Annotated in this window: 12 protein-coding genes; 9 read left to right on the top strand and 3 right to left on the bottom strand. The window is 41.0% G+C overall.

Annotation, left to right across the window (positions count from 1 at the left end; genetic code table 11):
• Positions 1-769: 769 nt before the first annotated feature.
• The 4 genes from J7E57_RS06890 to J7E57_RS06875 are packed head-to-tail and all read left to right on the top strand — an operon-like array spanning position 770 to position 8,369.
• Entirely contained in the window at positions 770-2,155 is a 1,386-nt protein-coding gene (locus J7E57_RS06890; protein WP_215126409.1) for an IPT/TIG domain-containing protein, read from the top strand.
• A 21-nt stretch (positions 2,156-2,176) separates the two neighbouring features.
• Entirely contained in the window at positions 2,177-5,257 is a 3,081-nt protein-coding gene (locus J7E57_RS06885; protein WP_251029828.1) for a SusC/RagA family TonB-linked outer membrane protein, read from the top strand.
• Between the two features lie 12 nt (positions 5,258-5,269).
• Positions 5,270-7,348, top strand: coding sequence for a RagB/SusD family nutrient uptake outer membrane protein (locus J7E57_RS06880; RefSeq protein ID WP_215126407.1), 2,079 nt, complete (start codon positions 5,270-5,272; stop codon positions 7,346-7,348).
• Positions 7,349-7,367: 19 nt separating this feature from the next.
• Positions 7,368-8,369 carry a DUF4973 domain-containing protein gene (locus J7E57_RS06875; protein WP_215126405.1) on the top strand — a complete coding sequence of 334 codons (1,002 nt, stop codon included), beginning with the start codon at positions 7,368-7,370 and terminating at the stop codon, positions 8,367-8,369.
• 347 nt (positions 8,370-8,716) lie between these two features.
• Here J7E57_RS06875 and J7E57_RS06870 read toward each other — a convergent pair whose 3' ends face one another.
• Entirely contained in the window at positions 8,717-10,447 is a 1,731-nt protein-coding gene (locus J7E57_RS06870) for a glycoside hydrolase family 43 protein (RefSeq protein ID WP_215126403.1), read from the bottom strand.
• Positions 10,448-10,970: 523 nt separating this feature from the next.
• Between J7E57_RS06870 and J7E57_RS06865 the strand changes: the two genes are divergently transcribed.
• Both J7E57_RS06865 and J7E57_RS06860 read left to right on the top strand, forming a co-directional pair.
• Positions 10,971-11,708, top strand: coding sequence for a DUF1080 domain-containing protein (locus tag J7E57_RS06865; protein WP_215126400.1), 738 nt, complete (start codon positions 10,971-10,973; stop codon positions 11,706-11,708).
• Between the two features lie 8 nt (positions 11,709-11,716).
• Complete coding sequence (locus J7E57_RS06860) at positions 11,717-13,072, top strand: Gfo/Idh/MocA family protein (RefSeq protein WP_215126842.1); 1,356 nt, start codon at positions 11,717-11,719, stop codon at positions 13,070-13,072.
• Between the two features lie 55 nt (positions 13,073-13,127).
• Here the strand turns inward: J7E57_RS06860 and J7E57_RS06855 are convergent, their stop codons facing one another.
• Together J7E57_RS06855 and J7E57_RS06850 are read right to left on the bottom strand one after the other, a co-directional pair.
• Positions 13,128-13,910, bottom strand: coding sequence for a DNA-binding response regulator (locus J7E57_RS06855; protein WP_215126398.1), 783 nt, complete (start codon positions 13,908-13,910; stop codon positions 13,128-13,130).
• A 2-nt stretch (positions 13,911-13,912) separates the two neighbouring features.
• Complete coding sequence (locus tag J7E57_RS06850) at positions 13,913-17,092, bottom strand: two-component regulator propeller domain-containing protein (protein WP_215126396.1); 3,180 nt, start codon at positions 17,090-17,092, stop codon at positions 13,913-13,915.
• A gap of 274 nt (positions 17,093-17,366) precedes the next feature.
• Here J7E57_RS06850 and J7E57_RS06845 point away from each other — a divergent pair, with 274 nt between their 5' ends.
• The 3 genes from J7E57_RS06845 to J7E57_RS06835 all read left to right on the top strand — a co-directional run bounded on the left by J7E57_RS06845 (position 17,367) and on the right by J7E57_RS06835 (position 23,903).
• Complete coding sequence (locus J7E57_RS06845) at positions 17,367-18,941, top strand: family 43 glycosylhydrolase (RefSeq protein ID WP_215126394.1); 1,575 nt, start codon at positions 17,367-17,369, stop codon at positions 18,939-18,941.
• Between the two features lie 215 nt (positions 18,942-19,156).
• Positions 19,157-22,222: a SusC/RagA family TonB-linked outer membrane protein gene (locus J7E57_RS06840; RefSeq protein ID WP_215126392.1), complete on the top strand. Its 3,066-nt coding sequence runs from the start codon at positions 19,157-19,159 to the stop codon at positions 22,220-22,222.
• A 10-nt stretch (positions 22,223-22,232) separates the two neighbouring features.
• Positions 22,233-23,903, top strand: coding sequence for a RagB/SusD family nutrient uptake outer membrane protein (locus J7E57_RS06835; protein ID WP_215126390.1), 1,671 nt, complete (start codon positions 22,233-22,235; stop codon positions 23,901-23,903).
• The last annotated feature ends 169 nt before the right edge of the window (positions 23,904-24,072 follow it).

The following is a 24,072-nucleotide window of genomic DNA, read 5'->3' as shown; positions in this document are numbered from 1 at the left end:
TTTGAGACAAATCGACAAAAAGTTGAACAGATAATAATGGCGCTATTCCTTTACTTTGATTTCAATTAACCAAATAACAAACCCTACTGCAAATTTCTTCCACCAGCAACACTATGCTTTTGCAGTTTTAATGCTTTTTATGAGATACAAAATATTTGTTTCAGACGATTGATAATCATTATTTATCTAAACCAATAAACCAGGGAAATATGACTAAAATGATGCTATGCTCAAATAAATACTTATCAGTTTCAGGTACATTCCGCGTATCAGAATAAAACAAATCCGTATTGATTCTGTAAGAAAATGCTGAAAAATAGGCCAATTTTAGTAGCAATAGCGCTGCACACAGTTGAACATTTAGACTGCAGTATGGTGCCAATCAGATGTTATTAATGTGCCAAAATTATTGCTATTGACAATAAAACGATTTACTGATTAAGCTGACCTAAAACCATTAATTAAAATAAGAGGGTTACGCACATCCTACACAATGTTGTGGGCCTGCAGCTTGATAAATAATGTTTTCTGCAAAAGGTAACGGCTCCTTTCAGATCCGTGGTCGGAATTACAAGTTGTAATGCCGAAGGACATTGCTATGTCCATTCCTGGGAAATATTGTTACATGTTGTCAGTTTAACGGTACTATGATCTAGCTATTTCGAAAATTTACGGAATACCACAACCATTATTGGTTAGCGTTCAGCGTGGGAAAGAAATAATAAAATTCAGTGTAACCCGGCTAAATCCGGATAAAAGCAATATGTATATGAAAATTAAAAACAAGGTTAAAACCAGGCGTTGGCAAATCCGTTGGATGCTGTTCGGGTTGATTGCGCTTTCCTTAACACATTGTAAACATGATGAGTTGACGCAAGAAGTTGGTTACGATCCATCTAAGCCCGTAACCGTCAGCGATTTTTACCCTAAAGCCGGAAGTGTAGGAAATAATCTGGTGATATATGGCGAAAATTTCGGGAACGATCTTTCCAAAATAAAAGTGATGATCGGAGGGAAGCCAGCCAAAGTTGTTGGCGTAAAAAATAATGCCATTTATTGTATCATTCCCGAAAAGGCTTATGCTGGGGATATAAAAGTAAGTGTTCTTGGTGGTAACAATGAGGAATTGGCCTATGGAGCCTCAAAAGAACCACTTTCTTATACCAGAAAACTGCTCGTTTCTACCTTTTTGGGTAAATACTATCAGGTACCAAGTAATTTTGAGGAAAAGGAAGGCCCTTTTAACGATTGTGGTGGGTTTAAGGGTATACTGTGGCTTACTTTCGATCCTAAAAACTATAACCACCTCTATTTCTCGGCCGATGTAAACAGTTGCCGTCTGATTGATTTTGAGAAGCAATATGTGAGTTACTTCAGAACGGATCTCGATAGGGTATCGATATTAAACTGGAGAATGGACGGAAATCAGGATATGATTGTTTCCCACAACCATTCTAGCGATACCAAAAATGGCAATTACCTGTTCACCCGTGAATCTAATTTTGTTCAGAAAAAAGCAATCGAGGTTTATGCCAGGGGTGTAAACGGTACAATAGTTCATCCGCAAAACGGAGAGTTGTACTACTCACGGTACAGAGCTGGTGATATCCGCAGGTATGACTTTAATACCAAAGAAGATAAATTGGTGTTCTCCAATCCTTACAGTGCGGTGGCCGTTTACATGGTGATGCACCCCTCCGGAGACTATGCCTATCTGGTCGAATTTGAAAAACATTTTATCATGCGTACCGATTACGATCGTGACAAGAAAACCTTCAAAACGCCATATACCATCTGTGGTGCAGCGGGTACGGCAGGTTATGCTGACGGAATTGGCACTAATGCGCGTTTGAACGGCCCTGTACAGGGGGTATTTGTTAAAAATCCAGAATATGAAACGGCAGGAGGCGACCAGTACGATTTCTATTTCTGCGATAAGGCCAACCATGCAGTTCGCATTTTAACCCCACAAGGAAGGGTAAGTACATTCGCCGGACGTGGGAACAACGGTACAAGCGGTTATGCCGATGGCGACTTACGTACCGAAGCCCGTTTCAATAACCCGCAAGCCATTGCCTATGATGATGTGAAAAAATGTTTTTATATCGGTGATACCGGCAATTGGCTTATCCGCAAAATAGCTAAAGAAGAATAATTGATGAAGACCAAATATATAATGATGAGATTTATTTTACTAACGTGCATCGTGCTGATTGGTGTCTCCCTGAATGTTTTCGCACAGGAGGTAACAGTAAAGGGAACAGTAACCGACATTGGCAAACAACCTATCCCAGGGGTAAGCATATCTGTTGCCAACCTGCCCGGACTGGGGGCAATTACCGACAGTGATGGGAAATTCAGTATCAAAATGCCTCCTTACCAAACATTGGTATTTACTTATGTGGGTTACGAAAAACAGGAGGTACTGGTAAAAGAGCAGCGCGTTGTAAATGTTAGCCTGAAAGAATCAGATGCCAGTGTATTGAACGAGGTGGTAATTACCGGTACAGGCGCAGAAAAAAAGATATCCATCACTGGGGCCATTACAACTGTAAATGTAGACCGGCTCAAATCTAATCCCTCTACATCGATGGCAGATGCGCTGGCAGGTGTGGTACCAGGTATCCAGGCCATGCAAACCTCAGGGCGTCCAGGCAGCATTTCAGAATTTTGGGTGCGCAGTATTTCTACTTTCGGAGCCAGCAATGCAGCGCTGGTATTGATTGATGGTTTTGAACGTGACATGAACGAGATCAATGTGGAAGATGTGGAATCCTTTTCTGTATTAAAAGACGCTTCAGCAACGGCTATTTATGGGAGCAGAGGTGCAAACGGCGTAATTTTAATCAAAACCAAACGGGGCAAGGAAGGCAAAGTAAATATCAATGCAAAAGTAGAAGGCTTTTATAATACACTTACCAAACTCCCTGAATTTGTGGATGGCTATGCGTATGCGTCGATGGCCAATGAGGCAAAAATTGTTAGAAATCAGGAGCCTCTCTTTTCGAGGCCGGAACTCGAAATACTGCGCCTGGGCTTAGATCCCGACCTGTTCCCCAATGTAAACTGGATGGATGTGGTGTTGCGTGATGCAGCAAAGAGCCAGCGCAGTATGATCAATTTAAGCGGAGGTGGAAAAACTGCGCGTTATTATTTATCAGGAAGCTACCAGAATCAGCAGGGAATGTATAAGGTAGATGATGCGTTGAAAGACTACAATACCAACACCAGTTTTAACAAGTATACTTATCGTTTAAGCGTTGATATGGATATCACCAAATCTACCTTGCTCACAGTAGGTGTTTCGGGGTCGTTACGGAAACAAAATGATCCCGGAGTAGGCAGTGATGCAATATGGACGGCACTGATGGGATACAATGCAATTACCTCTCCACTGTTATATTCAGACGGGAAGATCCCTGCAAGTGATGATGGCGATACCAATCCAGACAATGATATGGACCGCTTTAATCCCTGGGTACAGGGTACCATGACTGGTTACAACGAAAGTTGGAGCAATAACATCCAAATCACATTAAATCTAAACCAGGGTCTGGATTTTATTACCAAAGGCCTCCGCTTCGTTGGCCGCTTTGGTTATGATACTTATAACAATAACTATATCAAACGCTATAAGTTCCCTGAACTGTGGAGCGCCAACCGTTACCGCGATACCGAAGGCAATTTGGTATTTAAACGCATAAAAGAAGAACAGAAAATGACACAGACTTCTGGTTCGGACGGTGATAAACGTGAGTTCTTTGAATGGGAAACACATTATAACAACAACATAGGCGACCATAATTTCGGGGCCATGGTTAAGTATAGTCAGGCATCGAAGGTATTTACCCAGAATATCGGTTCGGATTTAAAAAACGGAATTGCACGACGGAATCAGGGATTGGCCGGACGAGCCAACTACAACTGGAGATCGCGCTATTATGTTGATTTCAATTTCGGTTATACGGGTTCTGAAAATTTCCACAAAGACTACAGATTCGGATTTTTCCCTGCCATCTCCGGAGCATGGAATATCGGAGAGGAACCTATCGTGAAAAAATTGGGATGGGTAGATATGTTTAAAGTGCGTTATTCGTATGGAAAAACAGGAAATGACAACTTAGGCGATATCAGGTTTCCTTATCTCTATACTTTAGAGCAGATGGCCGCAGGAGGATACAATTTCGGTGATTTTGATTCTTCAAATCCGTGGACGGGTATCCGTTATTCTTCAGTAGCCTCTCCTAATGTTACCTGGGAAATCGCCACCAAGCAAGATCTGGGAATTGATTATTCGCTATTCCATGATAAATTTAGCGGATCAGTAGATTATTTCCGCGAACGCCGTGATGGAATTTACATGAGCCGGAATTTTCTGCCTGGGTACGTAGGTTTGGAGAATAATCCTTCTGCCAATGTGGGCGAGGTAAAAGCAGCCGGATTTGATGGCAGTTTTACTTATAAACAAAAGGTAAGCAATGTAGATCTCACCTTACGTGGCAATGTTACTTATAGCAAAAATGAAATACTGGAAAGAGATGAAGAAAATACGATTTACACTTACAAGCTTCAGGAAGGCCATCGGGTAGACCAAGCCAGGGGGCTGATGGATTTAGGCCTGTTTAAAGATTATGATGATATCCGCAATAGCCCAAAACAATCTTTTGGTGAGGTAATGCCGGGCGATATTAAATATAAGGATATCAACGGGGATGGTATTATCGATGATAATGATATTGTAGCTATTGGCGCAACAACCAGACCAAATCTTACCTACGGATTCGGGCTCTCGGCGAGCTGGAAAGGTCTTGATATCAATATGCATTTTCAGGGTGTAGGAAAGTCTACTTATTTTATTAACGGATCGTCGGTTTATATGTTCAGCTTAGGTCAGAATTGGGGAAATATCCTGAGTGATGTAGCCAATAGCAACCGCTGGAAATTAGGCGAAAATGAAGATCCCAATGCAGATTATCCCCGTTTAACATACGGTCCAAATGCCAATAACTATCGGGCATCTACCTTTTGGCTAAGAGATGGTTCTTACCTGCGTTTAAAAACATTGGATATTGGCTATTCGCTGCCTAAAACCTTGGTAAACAAGGCTCACCTCAATAATGTGCGTTTCTTTTTTATCGGCACCAACCTGCTCACATTTACCAAATTTAAACTGTGGGATCCGGAATTAGGGAGCTCAACAGGGAAAGTTTATCCGCTTAGCAGAACAATGTCATTAGGGGTATCAGTTAATTTATAAGCAAAGAAGAATATGAAAAAAATAGTTATCGTTTTAGCTTTTGCAGGTATTATTTTAATTGCAGGCGGATGTAAAAAATATCTCGACTCTGATTACCTCTTCGATGAGCGGTTAACCACAGAAGAGGTTTTTACCAATACCGACTATGCAAACAGATGGTTGGCACAGGCCTACTCTTTTATGGGCAGTAATTTTATACAGGATGTAAGCAGCAAGAAATATGTGCCCTTTAATTTTGCTGATGATATGTATTACGGTGATGAAAGCGACGGATACAAAAGATGGAAAAACGGACAATACACTGAAAACGGATTGAACGGCGAAAGCAAAGAAATTTGGAATGTGGCCTATAAAGGCATCCGTCAGGCTTCTATATTTATTAATAATATCGATATCAATAAGCAGTTTACAGCAAAAGAAATTGCAAACCTCAAAGGGCAGGCACGGTTTTTAAGAGCCTACTTTTATTGGGTACTGTTACGTACCTATGGTCCGGTGCCAATCGTACCCAATGAAGGGATCGATTACACCAAAGAGTATGATGAAATTGCCCAGCCGCGGAATACCTACGAAGAATGTGCTGTTTACCTCTCGAACGAACTGGCAGAAGCCGCCAAAGGACTTTCACTTCAGCAAGGGATACAACAGATAGCAAGGCCAACCCGTGGTGCAGCTTTAGCGCTCCGTGCCCGGATACTTTTGTATGCAGCAAGTCCGCTGGCCAACGGCAAAGCACCTGCTGATGTAGCTGCGGCACTGGTTACCAAAGATGGGAAACCCTTACTTTCACGAACCTATGATGAATCTAAATGGGCCAGGGCTGCTGCCGCTGCCAAGGATGTAATAGATATGGGCCAATACCGTTTGTATGTTGCTTATAAAAAAGCAACTGGCGATGCTGCTTATCCGGCAACTGTTACTCCTCCATTTGACAGTAATTTTTCTAATAGTGCCTGGCCTTCGGGCTGGAGCGATATCGATCCTTACGAGTCGTACCGCGCTTTGTTTAACGGAACAGTTCCTGCCTACCAAAATCCTGAACTGATTTTCACTCATGGCCAAAACCAGGGGGGCGAAGGCATAAATGTTTTGGTACTGCATCAGTTGCCGCGCCTGGAGGGCAAGGGCTACAATTCGCATGGCATGACCCAAAAGCAGGTTGATGCCTATGCCATGAACGATGGTAGCGATATACCAGGAATGAACAGCATGTACGCAGGGAGACAGGGCTATGAAGGCCGATATAATACCCAACTCCGCACAACGGGTTTTGTAATGCAGACGGAACTGACTAAATACCCCGAATTAGGACCTTTGGGCGTTGGCGTAAATAAACAGTTTGTTCAGCGCGAACCCCGCTTTTATGCTTCAGTATCGTATAACGGTTCTACCTGGAATCTCCTCAATGCAGAGAGCGTAAGGGATGAAAAAAGTAATGTTCAGATATTCTACTACCGTGGCGATCCTAATGGTTATAAAAACACGACCTACTGGCCACGTACAGGGGTGGGGATTAAAAAATATGTACACCCAGACGATATCAGCAATGTGGCTGTTACCGCTTATGATCAAAGCCGTATGAAGCAAAAAGTTGATCCGGCTATCCGTTATGCGGAAGTGTTGCTCATTTATGCAGAAGCCTTAAATGAGCTGAACGGATCTTATAGCATCCCATCGTGGGACGGAAGTAAAACACAGGTAATTTCAAGGAACATTTCTGAAATGAAAAGAGGAATCCAGCCGATCCGCATCCGTGCCGGATTAGCCGATTATCCGGGAGATGTTTATGCCGATCCAAATAAATTTCGTATAAAATTGAAAAGAGAACGCCAGGTAGAGTTATTTGCCGAAGGGCACCGCTATTTCGATCTGCGCCGTTGGACCGATGCGCAGTCGGAAGAGTCGGCCCCGGTTTATGGCTACAATGCCTATGCCACTAAAGGGCAGGCAGACCTTTTCCATAACGTAGTTGAAACGCCATCGTTACCTTCGATTTTTACGCTCAAAATGTGGTTTTGGCCAATTCATTTTGACGAATTGAAACGCAACAAATACCTGACACAAAATCCGGGCTGGACAAATCCTGAATAACAATCATAATCTGCAAAAAATGAAAAAGTATATATATATTCTATTTTTATTGATAACAACAGCGGTATGCTTTGTTTCATGTAATGATGAATGGAAAGAAGAACAATTCGTTCAAACGGCATCATTTAAATCAAATCCGACTGCCCAGGGGGTAAGCTGGAGTTATTTACGTTATAATGCCACCGGAAAGGTGAGGTTTAACCTTCCGATTATCATCAGTGGTTCTACACCAAATTTAAAAAACCGCACCATACACCTCGGTTTAGACCCTGATACGCTGGCAAAATTAAATCAGGAGCAGTATGGGCACCGACAGGAACTGTATTTTAAACAATTGGATAAAAAGTACTATACCATTCCCCAAACCATAGATGTACCGGCCGGGGTAAGCACGGTTACTGTACCCATCGATTTTACTCTGGGGGATCTGGATCAATCTGATAAATGGGTATTACCGTTACAGATCTTAAACGATCCTTCTTATGATTATCAGGCCAATCCACAAAAATATTATCGTAGAGCTATGCTGCGGATCACGCCCTTTAATGATTATTCTGGAGAATATGGTGGTACTTTGTATAAAATATTTCTCGATGGGGATACTGAGCCCTTAACCCTAAATACCCACCGAACTTTTGTGGTGGATGATAAAACTATTTTTTTATATGCCGGAATCAGGGATATCGATTACCTGGATCGTAAAAACTATAAGGTATTTATTAAGTTTACCGATCAGAATATCGATATCCAGAAGAAAAAGTTAGAAATCTGGAGCGATAATACCGTAAACAATAAATTTAAAATTGGTACAACCCAATCTTATTATACCAGAGATGAAGCCTGGGACCCAAAGCTTCCATACCTGAAACATATTTATACCACACTTTATTTATCCTACGAGTTTGAGGATTATACCACAGTGCCCGGACAAAGGTTGAAATATAAGGTAGATGGTACGTTATCCATGCAGCGCGACCTGAATACATTGATACCAGATCAGGATCAACAGATTCAATGGTAGTTGGTAATTTATAGAAGTCAAGTTTTAAAAACCTGACTTCTATATAACACACTAAACCCAGCCAGCACGGGTGCTCCAGCGAGAGAAATATTTAAGCAAGTCCTTCGACAGGCTACTAATGATAAGATTGTCAAAAACGGTCGTCATTTCGACTGAAGCTCGCCGATTTTTAATCGGTAGCGCAATGGAGAAATCTTTAAACTTTAGATCTCTCCACTTCGCGTTGCTTCGGTCGAGATGACGATCTTTATATTTAAGTCTGTTAGTGATAGAATAATTGAGTTTTAATGATATTCTTAAATATACACATTTCCAAGCGGAAAATAATTCAGCTTTCAATGGCATCATTAATTATTCATTAACCTAAAGCTGTTAAAAGTACCTGTTTGCGAACGATCTCCTTTTACCACAATACCAGCCCTGTATCCCATTCCCCAAGGCACATGTTTGGCTGCTAAAAAATCTGTGCGATAAAAACTAAGCCATTCTGCTCCTTGTTTTTTATGGAAAAATTCTATCTGTTTCCCATCATTGCTGATCTGCATTTTTAATTGCACTGGGCCAGCTAAATTTTCTTTTGATGATTTAAGAATCTTATATGCGCCTTCAAAATTATCAAAAACAGCAAAGCCATCTTTCGAGACTGTAATGCCTATTCCACCGAGTTCACCAGGCCACTTGCTTTTAAAAATGGCACCGCCCAGGCAAATGCCTGTTTTTGCTGCATCGGGCTTTATTTCGGCACTGATGCTAAAATTTACTGTCTTAATGTACTGGCCCAGAAAGGTGCCAAGTGCATGGTTTTCATCAGATGCGGCTAATTTTAACCCTTTGTCAAAAAACATCGCTGGCCTTGGCGATTTGGAAGGCCATTGCCAGGCAAGATCAAGTTTTTGATCATTTTCAAAATTGTCGACAAAATTAAGGTCGGCCTTTGGCCGGTTGGGGAGGGTTGCATTATGTAATACAGGCCAGCCATCAGCGCCAACAATTAATTCTTCTATAATGCCCTCTCTGCCTACAAAAACATCATAACTTTTGTTAAATGCGTGGTATAGCATAAATAGCCTGTCGTTTGCGGTTTTTACCACTGTGCCATGGCCGGGGCAATTCCACTTGTCGTTACTTACCATTATCGGGTTGTTGCTGTATTTCTCCCACACACCGCTGTTCAGGTCTTTCGTTCTGGCAATTCCTGTTTTGTAATTGCATTTTGCATCACAGCAGCCACCAACAGAATACAGGCTGTACACATATTCTCCTAAGGTAAAAAAACAGGCGCCTTCAACCAATCCGGTTTCCCATGGCTGGCTATTGGTGAATACTTTGCTCTTTTGCCCGAGCAATTTTGTTCGGCTATCGTTAATTTCCTGTTTCCAGATCCAGCTTTCTTTGCCACAGCCATTACCGTCATTTTTCCAGAAAGCATAAATTTTGCCATTGTGCTGTAATTCAAACGCATCTATTGCGCCACAATCATCTTCAATAATAACAGGGCCATTGTCGGTAAATTTACCGCTTTCAATTTTATCTGCATCGATCCAGGCTGTGCCGCATTGCAAACCCGGATTACCTTTTGTTTCCTTGTTGTGGGCTGTATAATAGGCATAAATCCGGTTCTGTTTTTGATCATAAACCAGTTCCGATGCCCAAAAGTTATTTTCGCCCCATTGGTTTTTCATATCCTTAAATCCATCCGGAAAAACATGATTGATCAATTTCCAGTTTTTAAGGTCGGTTGATTTATATATGGTAAAATAAGGAGCCCATTCGTTTGTAGTAGAGGTAGCGTAATACACTTTTCCAACCCTGATGATAGAAGGATCTGGATTATCACCTGGTAGGGCAGGATTTAGCAACAGGTGCGCAGCGCCATCAGTGTTTGAATTTTCGGCCTGTGTTTTTTTTAATCCACAGGAAACCAGGCAAAAGCTAATCAGCAAATAAACCAGGCAAGCACCCAAAGGTTGTATTGTTAAGTTATAGGGCTTTTTTACAGCTATTTTATTCGTTTTTTTTGCTGGTTGAACACCATTTACATATTTTTTAAAAAATGTAGATAATCGAAAAGTGATCATGTATTTCAAGGTATAAATTGTCTTTTTGGTATTTGGTTATTTTTCCGAAAATAAACAATTATACACAGGGAGAAAGGGAAGCCAAAGTTGGAGTACCACGCACAAATGAATGTTTTATTACCAGTCCCCGTGGCGCAGCCTGCTTTTTTTTAATCCATTTTTAGCTGTTTGTTTCGTTTAAATTATTGATTTTTAATATGTTAATTATATTTTGTCTGTTTGCTTATGTTTTTTATAAACATGTTTTTAATCTGGCGATTCTTCTTTTCTTTAGGTTTTTGATCAGGTAAAATGAGACAAATCAACAATAAATTGAACATATTTTACAAGGTCCATTGGCTTACTTTGGCATGATAACCAATTATAAACCCGTAAATCAAATCATATTGTAAATGCTATCACTACCTGCATGCAGATACCACTGGGCTATCATACTTATTGTGAGGTTTGTTCTTTAAGCGCCCGCAAAAGTAATTGTAAACGTAAATCTTTAAACACATAAAATAACTATAAATTAAATTCAATGAAAAACTACAGGTTAATTTACATGCTAATATTGGGCATTTTTGTTGTAAACCTAACTTATGCTCAAAATATGCTCAGCAAAAACGAAAAAAGGGAAGGGTTCAAATTGCTGTGGAACGGCAAGGATGCAAGCGGCTGGCGTGCGATATTTAAAGCACAGTTCCCTGCCAAAGGCTGGGAGATGAAAGATGGGATTTTAACAGTACTGGCATCCAATGGAAAAGAGCAAGGTTCAGGCGGCGATATTGTAACTAGAGATGAGTATTCGGCCTTTATATTAAAATTCGATTTCAAACTTACTGCAGGTGCTAACAGCGGTATAAAATATTTTGTAACTGAAGAAGAAAAAACCAATCTGTCTGGCATTGGCCTTGAGTTTCAGGTACTGGATGATGAAAAACATCCTGATGCGAAACTGGGCAAAAACGGTAACCGGAAGCTTGCCTCTTTGTATGATCTTATTCCATCAAACAAGCCTGCTTCGGTAATTAAAACAATTGGCGAATGGAATAGTGGTGAGATCCGTGTTTATCCGAACAACCACGTAGAACATTGGTTAAACGGCGTAAAAGTAGTGGAATATGAGCGTGGATCAGACGATTTTAGAAAACTGGTGGCTGGAAGTAAATACAAAACATGGAAAAACTTTGGAGAAGCTAAAAAGGGACATATCCTGATCCAGGATCACGGCAACAATGTTTCGTACAGAAACATTAAAATCAAAATACTTAAATAATGAGTATTATGGAAGAATCGAGAAGAGACTTTATAAAAAAGGCAGCAATTGCTGCAGTGGGAACTTATGTGGGTACTTTCGGGATGTCGGCCAAAAGTTACGCGAATATTATTGGTGCGAATGATCGGGTTAGGGTTGGCGTGGTTGGTTTTTCCGATCGCTTTAAAGATACGCTGTTTCCATGCTTTTTGAACCACAACAAAGAACTTAATTTTGATATTGTTGCCCTTTCCGATCTATGGAATTACCGCCGAGATTTAGGTGCTGAACACATTAAAAGCAAAATTGGCCATGGCATTACTGCCTGTAAAAACAACGACGAACTTTATGCATTGAAAGATCTTGATGCCGTAATCATCAGTACGCCGGATTTTGCACATGCCCTGCACGCCATAGAGGCTGTTAAAAACAAAAAAGATGTGTATTGCGAAAAACCTTTTGCCGAAACCATGGATGATGCCAATGCCGCATTGAAAGCTGTAAGGTCTTCGAAACAGATTCTGCAGATTGGTTCGCAACGCCGAAGTGGACAAAATTATCAGGCTGCTGCCGATTTTATCAAAGCAGGTAAATTTGGAGATCTTACCATGGTAGAATTGAGTTGGAATGTAAATCAGCCCGGCCGATGGCGCCGCCCCGATTTGGTAGCGAAACTGAAAGAGCAGGATACTGATTGGAAACGCTTTTTGTTAAACCGGCCATACGAAGCCTTTGATCCCAGGATATATCTCGAATACCGCCTTTTCTGGCCATATTCTTCAGGTATGCCCGGACAATGGATGAGTCACCAGATCGATACGGTGCATTGGTTTACCGGATTGTCTCACCCGCGCAGTGTTACCGCAAACGGTGGGATTTACCAATGGAAAGATGGTCGCCGTAATTGGGATACCACTACTGCTGTTTTTGATTATGGCCCGCTTGATGATATGACTAAAGGTTTCCAGGTGGTATTTACTTCCAGGATGCATAACGGTGATGAAAGACCGGCAGAAATCTATTATTCAAATGGGGGAGAATTAAATCTTATTACCAATACCATATCGCCTCATGGAGGTTTAACGGCAAGGGCGGCGGCTGCGATGAAAATGAAGCCGAACCTGTTGCCCGAAATTAAACTTGCTGCGCCATCAGCTGCAGCAGCATCGGCCAATACAGGTGCCGATGTATTAAGTTCTAACCATATGCGCAACTGGCTGGAGTGTATCCGAAGTAGAAAAGAGCCTAATGCGCCTGTTGAGGCGGGTTATCAGCATTCCATCGCCAATATCATGACGAATGCCGCGGTACGTACCGGTGGAAAAGCAAGCTTTGATGCCACTCGTCAGCAGGTTATGGTAGAGGGAAAAGTATTCAAATATTAACCGCACTTAACCGATAAAAGATGGCTGGATTAAATCTGGTCATCTTTGGTTTTGCTTAAATTTCTTCGTCCTTTGTGTCCTTACTGAGCGAATTCATATATTCCTGGGGCGTCACTTTAAAATATCTTAAAAAATTTTTATTGAATAGGCTTTGAGAACTGTAACCCACCATCTTCGCAATCTCAAAAAAGCTGAATTCGTTCTGAGCAATCAGCTTGGTGGCCTTTTTTAGGCGGGTAACATCAATCAGTTCTTTTGGCGATAGGGCAGAAATCGCTTTTATCTTCCGGTAAAGGGTAGGGCGGCTCATGTGCATGTGCTCGGCAAGCTGATCGATATCCAGATAGGGATCCTGAATATTTTTACGCACATATTCGTCTAGTCTTTTCAGAAATGCTTCTTCAATTTTTGAGTTTGCCACTACGCGCACATCTTCGAAAGGCGCACTTGCAAAATGGGCTTTAATTTTTAAGCGGTTCTGGAGCAGATTGGCCACCTGAACACGTAACAGCTGCGGCGAAAATGGCTTTTTAATATAAAGATCAGCACCCACTTCCAACCCTTCAATGTGCGCCTTATATGTGTTTTTAGAAGTCAATAATATAATAGGAATGTGGCAATATTCTACGTTTGATTTGATCAGCCTGCAAAGTTCAAAACCATCAATCCCGGGCATCATAATATCGGAAATGATAAGATCTACGATTTCTTTATCCAGAATTTCCTGCGCCACTTCTCCGCTAATTGCCAAATGCAATTTATAAGTGTTTCCGAATACCTGCGTTAAAAACTCAAGAATATCTTCATTATCGTCAATAATTAAAATACTGTCAGTCATGTTTATTTTATCTTTTTCCAACTACTCAATTTAAATTCAAATTTTTGATGTATAGGCAAAATCAGTTCAAAAACCACTTTATCAGCATCACCTTCTAACAACGTGAGCGAGCCGTTATGTAGTTCGGCCAACGATTTTGCCAGCGAAAGCCCAATGCCTGTACCAGGTTTATCTTTACCATATAACCTGAAAAACGGTTCGAAAATCTGCGCACGGTATTGCTGGGGAATGCCTTTCCCATCATTGGCGAAAGTAATGTTAAAACGGCCTGCTGTTTCAGCAGAAGTATGAAGCTGTACAATTACTTTGCTTGTTCCATATTTAATCGCATTCGAGATTAAATTGTTAAAAATCTTTATCAGCGCCTCTCTATCGGCAAATGCAATGATGTGCGTTTTGGGCAGTTCAAGAGCAAGTGAGATATTGCTCTTTTGAGCCTCCTGCTCAAAAGCATTCACTTGTTCTTTTAACAGGTTATTGATATCGGTATTTACAAAATTTAAGCCGAACTGGTGCATTTCTGTCTTGCGGAAATCAAGCAGTTGATTGGTCAGTTTGGCCAGTCGATTCGCATTTTTTTCGACCATGAGCAAACTGCTTTTTAGAGGCTGCTCCTTCGCCTCTTCCAGCATCATCTCAACAGGACCTAAAATCAAGGTTAGCGGTGTTTGTATCTCATGCGCAATATTGGTAAAAAATTCGATCTTGGCCTGGTAAATCTCTTTTTCCTTTTCGTGTTCGAATAACTGTAATTTATTGATGTTTTTGCGCTCAATATAACGGTGATAATAACGTATAGCCAGAAAAAGCCCAGTTGCGATCATCAACAGGTAACAAATGTATGCCGTAATACTTTTCCAAAATGGTGGAAGGATTTTAATAAAAAGGCGGCGCTCTTTTCCAGTCCAGCTCTCTACATTACTTTTTGCCCTTACCAGAAAAGTGTAACTGCCTGGAGACAAATCTGTAAAATAAGCTTTTCTATTGTTATTCAAGTAGGTGGTGGCCTGACCTACACCTTTCATTACATACTCATACCTGGTCACTTCGGGCGAGGAGTAGTTGAGTGCCGCAAATTCGATGCTGAAATTGTTCTGGTTGTGGGCAAGTACAATCGTATCGGTATAAGAAATTGATCTGCTAAGCGGACTATTTTCAATATTTGGAAGGACTTCCTTATTGTTGATCTGGAAACCCGTGATAAAAGTAGGCGGTGCGATATCTTTTTGCTCAAAATCTTTTGGGTTAAAAGAAATCATGCCCCTTACCGATCCGAAATACATCCTACCATTTGGATCTTTATAGGCAGAACTAAAGTTAAACTGATCGGCAATCAATCCGTTGGATTTGGTGTAAATCTTTATTTTTTCTGTACGTAGATCTAAACAGATCAGTCCTTTGAACGAACTTATCCATAGGCATTTAGAATTATCTTCAAGGGCACGGAACAGAATATTGGTGGGCAGACCATTTTCGGTATTGAATTTTTTTATTACTTTCCTATCCGGGCTTAATCTGATTAAACCGCTGCCCTGAGTGGTAAACCACATGGCATGGTTGCTGTCTTCCATTATACCACAAACTGCAAACTGGCTTATGGTCTTGTCCTTAGTTTGGTCACCGAAGCTGATGTTGCCATGTTTGCCTGTTTTAGGATGGTAATAAAACGCACCCCGTGTGAGGCTTCCTGTCCAGATGTAACCGAAACTGTCTTCATATATATCGTACACGGATGAATTGGGAATCTGTTCGATCCTTTCAAATGTTCTGGCATCTTGATTAAACACAAACAGTCCTGATCGGGTATTATAGCCTGTACCCACATAAATGGTACTATCTCTGGAGACGTATATAGACAGCACAAAATCGCTTGTCGCCTCATTTTTTTCAACAATGGTTTTGAACCGGTCCGTTATAATTCCTCTTTTAATATCCATGATTTCCAGCCCATGTAGGAATGGACCAATAAACAGTTGATTGTTGAATGCAAATAAACCATGGATATTCGGGTACGACACGTCCCCTTTCTTGCCTTTAGCGGTGTAATTGGTGAAAATCCCTGTTTTTAAGTTCAGTTTATTGATGCCCGCGTCTTCGGTGCCTATCCATAAACTGCCCTTTTCGTCAGGACAAATTTCTCTGATCGCGTTACCTGAAATAGAATTGCTTCCAAGCAGTGGGTAATATTTTTCGAACCTTGCATTGCGCTTTGAATAGTAACCCAGTCCGCCAAAATAAGTACCTGCCCACATGCCGCCATCATTGTCTTTACAGACTGTATAAACCGCATTATCAGGAAGGGAGTAAGGGTCGCCGGCTTTTTTACGGAGGTTTTTGCAGGTATTGTTCGCCAGATCATAAATATATATACCAAATTCTGTGGCTATCCAATATTCCTGATTTTCTCCGGCAGTAATATCGCGCACATAAATATCAGTATGATCACTGTTTCGCAAAATCAGCGGTTTAATTACACCGCTTTTGGTATCGTAACTTTTCAGTCCCTGTTTAAAACAGCCAATCAATAAAGTGTTGCCGGCAGCGGGGAATATTTTACTGATCGACCGCAGGTTTACCGGAACCTCGTGACTGATGATTCTGACACTATCTTTAGATCCGTTTTCCGGATGATAGGTAATCAACTGGCCATCATCATTCCCTAACAAGATATTGTTTCGTGAATCGATAGCGATGCAAGAGGCCTGAATTTTTAGGTTCACTACCTTGTTGCTGTTCTGGATATATTTATGTAGCTGATTGTTTGCCAAAAAATACAGATCGTTATGACGATCGGTTATAATGTGGCTAATATAGTTCTGTGGTGCCTGTTCCAGCGGGGTAAATATTTCGTTATAAGGGTTATATTTTACAATTCCGCGGCCTGTCCCAATCCAAAGCATCCCTTTTTTATCTTCAATAAGACTTATGATAATATTATTGCCGATGTTCCCAAATTTACTTTTTTCGTTCTTTAGGGTTTTAAACGTGTAGCCATCAAAGCGGTTTAGTCCGCCTCTGGTGCCAATCCAGATAAAACCATTTTTATCCTGGATGATAGCGTGTATGGAATTATGCGCCAACCCATCATCAGCCTGGTATTGCTTAAAATAATAAGATTGCCCTTTGCAGGTAAAAACTGCAAAAAGTGTACTCCATAGCAAGAAAAATAATACAAACCGCATATTTCAAGTTAATATCAAATATATGTAAATCGGATTGTTGTGTAATCTATGTTTTAGCACCTGATGATCCAATTTTGAACAGATGTTTTGTTGTGATCTGATTATCAGTTGTTTGAATGATTTTTGGAAAATGATTTGAGACATATCGACAAAAAGATGAACAAATTTTACGGGCATCATTTCTTTACTTTGATTTGAAGTTAACCAAATTAATAACCCTGCTGCAAATTTCTTCTATCGGCGGTACCATGCCTTTGCAGTTTTAGTATTTTTTATGAGAAACAAATTATTGATTCATTTGGCAGCCGCATTTGTGGTTTTAACAGGTTCTTGCCAGAAAGGACCATCAACCGATAGAAACTACGTCCTAAACAATGTTGAAAAACTAGCTGCATTAAATGTGATTGCTGCTGCACCTTCTTTAGGTACCTTAATTGACGGGGCAATATATCGGATCCGTGGCATGTCTTCCTTACCAGACGGACCGGTGGTTGAGGTTACCGGTAACTCAACGGCAGAAAATGCGGCCATCCAGCAGTGGTCATGGTTTCCTAACAACGGGCAGAAATGGAAACTGGTGAAAACAGATGCCACTTATTGCAAACTGATCAACATCACCAGCAATAAATGTTTAAAATCGCCATCAACAACATCTGGCGCTATTCTGCAACAAGGTACCGACGATGGTAGTGATGCGCAACAATGGGCTATCACTTATGCGGGTAGTAATAATGTATATACCCTTACCAACAAAGCCACAGGGATGAAAATGGCCGTTGATCCCGAAAGCAGTACACCCGGTGCTAAAATAAGGCAAAAAACTACGCTAACAGGTACACAAGGGATGTTTAATTTTCATGATATGAATTTCCAGAATCCGCTGATCAATGCAAGCAGGGCCGACCCCTATGTTGCTCAAAAAGATGGCTATTATTATTTTATGTATACACGCGGCAATAATATCGGACTTAGAAAAACCAGATCAATGTCGTTATTATCTACAGCAGTAGAAACTGTGGTTTGGACACCTCCGGCTGGTGCTGCTTATTCTTCTAACATCTGGGCGCCCGAATTACATTTCCTTTCTGGTAAATGGTATCTCTACTTTGCGGCAAATGATGGGGGCGACGTTACCCACCGCATGTTTGTGCTGGAAAACGCTAATGCCGACCCTACAACCGGTACATGGACTTTTAAAGGGAAAATAAGCGATCCGAGCGATCAATGGGCTATTGATGGTTCGGTATTAACCATAGGCACTACAAACTATTTTATTTGGTCGGGATGGGAAAATGTGGGCACCAAGTACAAACAGTATATCTACATCGCGCAGATGGCCAATCCATGGACAATTAGTAGTGATAGGGTAAAAATATCATCACCAACCAACAATTGGGAAAAATACGAACCAAGCGGCTCATTGGGTGCAGGTGTTAACGAGGGACCGATCATGCTTAGAAAAGATGCCAACAGTCCGGTTTTTATTATTTATTCTGCCAGTAGATACAGCAGCGATAATTATTGTTTGGCGCAGATACAGTTAAAAGATGGTGGCGACCCTATGGTGCCTGCCGATTGGATCAATAAAAAGCAGGTGTTTGTTAAAAGTGATGCCAATGGGGTTTATGGACCTGGCCATAACGGATTTTTTACCAGTAGTTATACCGATCCAAATGGGGTGTTGCACAGCGAAAATTGGTTTATTTACCATGCCCGGAGTGTTGCCAATACCACCAATGGATCCAGAACGCCACGGATGCAGAAGTTGACCTGGAATGCAGACGGCTCGCCAAATTTTGGAACTGCCGTTGCAACAGGAGTTAGTATTCCGGTTCCTGTTGGAGAATAATGGTATCGGGCTAAATGGGGTGTAAGTTTCCCAAAATATAACCATAAAGATCAATTTGAGATAAAACGACAAAGGAATGAACAGTTTTTACGGCTAGCATTTTTTTACTTTGATACAGGAGACCAAATATAAAACATTGTCGGCTTTGCAAATTTCACTTTGCCATTTAATGTCGATTAACCCTAAGGTTTCCGCATATAATAACCTAACCAAATATGAAATATAAAGTTCTACCCAAAAGAATTATAGCCATAACTTTTTTACATATCGTGCTATTGGCCATTTCTACAACAGCAAATGCCAATAATAAAGGGGATATAGCTGCGGTACTAAGTGAAAAACTTTGGTTTGCAGACATTGGCCAGGCCGATATTAGCATAACTGGTAAAGTAATAGACGAAAAAACAAAATCGCCGATACCAGGTGTTTCTGTTAAGGTGAAAAATGGTACAACGGCAGCTGTAACCGACGAAAATGGTGTTTATAAGATCAATGTAACCAATGAGCAAACCGTTCTTTTGTTTTCTTATATCGGTTATGATGTACAGGAAGTAGCCGTAGGCAGTCTTAAAAACATTAATGTTGTTTTAAAATCTTCACAAGCTAACCTTGATGAGGTGGTGGTTGTGGGGTATGGTACCCAGAAAAAGGCTGATGTGACGGGATCGGTAGTGAGGGCAAATCTCGATGATTTTAGGAATGCACCTACCACTAACGTGGCAAACCTTTTACAGGGAACGGTTCCGGGTTTAAATGTGGGGCAGGTTAACCGCGCTGGTGCAACACCAGGTATTAGCATCAGGGGGCAAAATACGTTGGGTGGTAACCAAAATGTACTGATTATTTTAGATGGAGTACAATACAATGGCTCGTTAACTTCGATTAATCCGGATGATATTGCCTCGATAGATGTACTGAAAGATGCAAGTGCTACGGCAGTATATGGAGCACAGGCGGCAAATGGTGTTATCCTCATTACCAGTAGAAAAGGTGCTATTGGTAGAACCAGAATTTCTTTTTCTTCTCAATATGCTACCCAAAAACCAAATATTGATTTAAAACCAATGGCCAGGGATGAATATTTGGATCATATTAAATATTTATTCTATGATCAGGCCTTTCTTGCTCCTGATTTTACACAACCAAATCCGGCATTCGATCTGGTAAGCAAAGTTGATGCATCGATGAAAGATGCGCAAGGAAACCTACTGCCTAATGATTTTAGCTGGTATGATGAAGCCACCAAAACCGGAGCAATTGTAGATAACCAGCTTAGTGTTTCGGGCGGAACCGATAAGATCAATTACCTTTTATCGGGCAGTTTAACCAGAAATTCGGGTTTTATCAATAACGATGTTTTCAAAAGAAAAACCATCAGGGCAAACATCGAAACCAAAGCAACAGATTGGCTTACCGTTGGCCTGCAATCGTTCGGGACTTTTGTAAATGAGGACGGCGTAGAGCCAAATTTCGTAGATATCAATTTAATGTCGCCATTAATCCTTCCCTGGGATAATAATGGAAACCTGAAAATCAATCCTTTTAATACGAATATAACCAATCCGCTGTTAAATTATCAAGCAGATGATTACGACCGCCACAATTATTTCTTTGCCAATGTTTACGGTAATGTACAACTGCCTGTTAAAGGTTTGAGCTATAAAATTAGTTTCGGTAACAATTACCGCCTCGATTTTAAAAACATTTCAAACATGTACGATGCTAACCTTACCGGGCAGGCCTCAAAAGAAAATACCACTTATTACGATTATACCTTTGATAACCTTTTAACTTATAATAAAATTATTGGTAAGCATAGCTTTACCGGAACTTTACTTTATGGTGCCATTGAACGCGATAACAGCTATACCAGGGCTTACGCAACAGGTTTTTCGAGGTTGACCCTCGGTTATGATAACCTACAGCAGGGCACTAACCGGTTTGCGATATCCAATGCCTGGAAAGAAACCCTTAATTATCAGATGTTCCGTTTAAACTACAATTACGAAAGTAGATACCTGTTTACCGGTACGCTTAGGAGAGATGGATTTTCTGGCTTTGCAGAAAATAACAAATACGGAATTTTTCCATCAATATCAGCAGGTTGGGATATTTCGAAAGAATCGTTTTTTAAAGTTAGTTGGGTAGATAACCTTAAATTAAGGGTAGGCTATGGTGTTGCCGGAAATCAAACCACAAGATATTCTTCATTGGCCAATGTAGGAGTGAGTGCTGCTTACGTTTTTGGTGATGGCGGTTCTACGCAGTTTGGTCAGCAGGTAAATTCGTTGTCTAATCCAGATTTAAGATGGGAGCGTACCACAGGTGCAAATCTGGGTTTGGAATTTACCCTTTTCAAAAATAGGCTATCGGGTGTAATTGAATATTACGATACCAAAACAACCGATCTTTTATATTCGGTTAATATCCCAGTGGTTACGGGTTTCAGTAATATCCTCACCAATATTGGGCAACTGAACAACAAAGGACTTGAACTTTCTTTAAACTCGAAAAATATCAATAGTGGCGAATTTAAATGGACTTCTGCCTTAAATTTTGCCAGAAACGTGAACAAGGTGGTTAAACTTTTGGGTGATCTTAATGGCGATGGAGTTGAAGATGATCTTCCGCAAAGTGGCCTTTTCATTGGGCAGTCTACCGCCGTAATTTACGACTATCAGGTAAATGGAATTTGGCAGGTTGGGGAGCAGATCCCAACGGGCTATTCACCAGGAACCTACCGCATTGTAGATCAAAATGGCGATGGGGCAATCAACGCCAGCGATAGAACTGTTTTAGGGTCATCAGCTCCGGCCTACAGGATCAGTTTGCTGAATAATTTTCAGTATAAGAATTTTACCTTGAGTATATTCTTGAATGCAGTGCAGGGCGGCGATAAATCTTATCTCGCCGGCAATACCCCAAGGCTCATCAGAGATGATAACTCCATCAGGAACAATTACCTCAGTGGAATAGACTTTTGGTCGCCCGATCATCCCGATGGTAAATATCCCCGTTCTATCGTTTCGGCAACCTTAAATCCGCCACTTTTTCAAAACCGAAGTTTTGTGCGCTTACAGGATGTATCGCTCTCTTATAAATTTAGCGGAAAACTGATTGAGCGTATGAAACTACAAAACCTAAATGTATTTGTAAGTGGAAGAAACCTGGCTACATGGACCAAGTGGGACGGTTGGGACCCGGAAACCAATCAAGGATTAACCAACGACGGAAGGCCTGTATTTAAAGGATATTCTGTAGGTCTTAATGTTACATTTTAAACTAAAAGCGATGAAAAAGATAACCTTTACCGTTATAGCTGCAACTACGATCCTGTTTTTCTCCTGCAAGAAATCTTTTTTGGATGAAGAACCGCTCGATTTCTTAAGTACAACCAATGCCTACATCACTGTTAAAGATTTTGATGCTGCAGTTAACAATTTGTATAGCCGGGTAAGAAGCGAGTTTTATAACAGTGGAGAGCAAAGGCCATTCGATTATGTATTTGGTTGCGATCTGGTTTTTGATGGTCAGCCGGCTACCACAAGACACACCAACATGGTTGCCGCCTATTCGCCATTGAGCACCGAAATCCCTTTGATCCACTGGACTTCACTATACAAGATTATTGCAGAATCCAATACCATTATCGGACGAATCTCAGCTTCTGAACTGGCACCAACCGATAGAACACTAATGGAAGCGAGAGCGAAGTTTTTCAGGGGTATGGCCTTTCGTACACTTGCCTATCTATATGGCGGTGTACCCTTAAATACAACAGAAGTGGTATCGCCCAAAACAGATTATGTAAGGGCATCCAAAACCGCGGTACTGGAGCAGGCTATCAGCGACCTCAAATTTGCATCGTTAAATTTGCCAGCCATTAATCTGGTGCAGGATGGAGAGGTAAACAACCTTGCAGCATATCATCTTTTATCAGAAGTATACCTGGCTGCAGGGCAGTTTCAAAATGCGGCAGATGCTGCGTCTGCTGTAATCAGTAATCCCAACGTTGGCCTCATGACCACCAGATTTGGAGTTAAAGCATCAGATGCCACAAAAAATGTGTATTGGGATCTTTTTCAGAGAGGTAACCAAAATAGAAAAAATGGTACCAATAAAGAAAGTCTTTGGGTAATCCAGTTTGAAACCGATGTTCCGGGCGGTGGTGCCGTTTCTACAGGTATCGGCGGTTCTTATCAAATGGAAAGACATTTTGCACCACAATTTCTAAACTTTAGACTCTCTGGTAGCAGTATTCAGCCATTTCTATATCCAATTAGCGATTATACTGGTGGCAGGGGAATCGGTTGGGCCATACCGACCAAATATTTTTCGGATGTAATCTGGCAAAGCGATTTTAATAACGACCTTAGGAATGCACCCTTTAATTTTGTGCGCGAATTTAAAGTAACCAATCCCGCACACCCACGTTTTGGTCAAACCATATCTACCATTAATCCACCTGCGGGTATAACTGTACCAAGAAGAGATTTCTATGCCTTTCAATCAAAAGTAACCACCCCAGGCGATCATCCTGATGGCATGTTCCAGGATAAATCACAGCTGTTGCTTAAGGCAAGTGCTGGTGGAACTTATGCAGATCAGTATATGTTCCGATTGGCAGAAACGTATCTTTTAAGGGCCGAAGCTTATTTGGGCTTAAATCAGCTGGATAAAGCGGCTGCAGATATCAATGTGGTACGCAGCAGATCAAATGCATCGGCTGTATTGCCTGCTAATGTAAATATAGATTACATTTTGGACGAGCGTATGCGCGAGCTGGGTTCCGAAGAAAAAAGACGGATAACCTTGATGAGGCTGGGGCTGGTTTACGATCGCGTAAAAAAATGTAATCCTTATTACAACGATGTTTTAACGACCTATAACCTGTGGCCAATCCCCGCTTCCGAAATTGAACGAAATAATGGTGCAAAATTGGAGCAAAACCCGGGTTATTAACCGCAGGATAATTACTACAGGTAAAAGCTGTCTTTAAAGGTGACAGTATGGAAAAAATGATAGGAAAAATAGTTAAAAAATAGAAGTCCTTACTGATCTTTTTAGGCTATAGTATTGTGTAATGGCCATTAGCATACAGCCTAAGGTGATAATTTTTCCTGTAATCAAA

The organism is Pedobacter sp. ISL-64 (genome assembly GCF_018613605.1).
In the GTDB taxonomy this organism is placed as follows: Bacteria; Bacteroidota; Bacteroidia; order Sphingobacteriales; family Sphingobacteriaceae; genus Pedobacter.
The sequence above is the reverse complement of the archived record's forward strand: the minus strand, read 5'-3'. Positions and strand labels throughout refer to the sequence as shown.

Coding starts and splice junctions, on each gene's coding strand:
- J7E57_RS06875 (WP_215126405.1), top strand. CDS start 7,368: ATGAAAAAGTATATATATATTCTATTTTTATTGATAACAACAGCGGTA.
- J7E57_RS06885 (WP_251029828.1), top strand. CDS start 2,177: ATGATGAGATTTATTTTACTAACGTGCATCGTGCTGATTGGTGTCTCC.
- J7E57_RS06840 (WP_215126392.1), top strand. CDS start 19,157: ATGAAATATAAAGTTCTACCCAAAAGAATTATAGCCATAACTTTTTTA.
- J7E57_RS06835 (WP_215126390.1), top strand. CDS start 22,233: ATGAAAAAGATAACCTTTACCGTTATAGCTGCAACTACGATCCTGTTT.
- J7E57_RS06845 (WP_215126394.1), top strand. CDS start 17,367: ATGAGAAACAAATTATTGATTCATTTGGCAGCCGCATTTGTGGTTTTA.
- J7E57_RS06890 (WP_215126409.1), top strand. CDS start 770: ATGAAAATTAAAAACAAGGTTAAAACCAGGCGTTGGCAAATCCGTTGG.
- J7E57_RS06855 (WP_215126398.1), bottom strand. CDS start 13,910: ATGACTGACAGTATTTTAATTATTGACGATAATGAAGATATTCTTGAG.
- J7E57_RS06880 (WP_215126407.1), top strand. CDS start 5,270: ATGAAAAAAATAGTTATCGTTTTAGCTTTTGCAGGTATTATTTTAATT.
- J7E57_RS06870 (WP_215126403.1), bottom strand. CDS start 10,447: ATGATCACTTTTCGATTATCTACATTTTTTAAAAAATATGTAAATGGT.
- J7E57_RS06860 (WP_215126842.1), top strand. CDS start 11,717: ATGGAAGAATCGAGAAGAGACTTTATAAAAAAGGCAGCAATTGCTGCA.
- J7E57_RS06865 (WP_215126400.1), top strand. CDS start 10,971: ATGAAAAACTACAGGTTAATTTACATGCTAATATTGGGCATTTTTGTT.
- J7E57_RS06850 (WP_215126396.1), bottom strand. CDS start 17,092: ATGCGGTTTGTATTATTTTTCTTGCTATGGAGTACACTTTTTGCAGTT.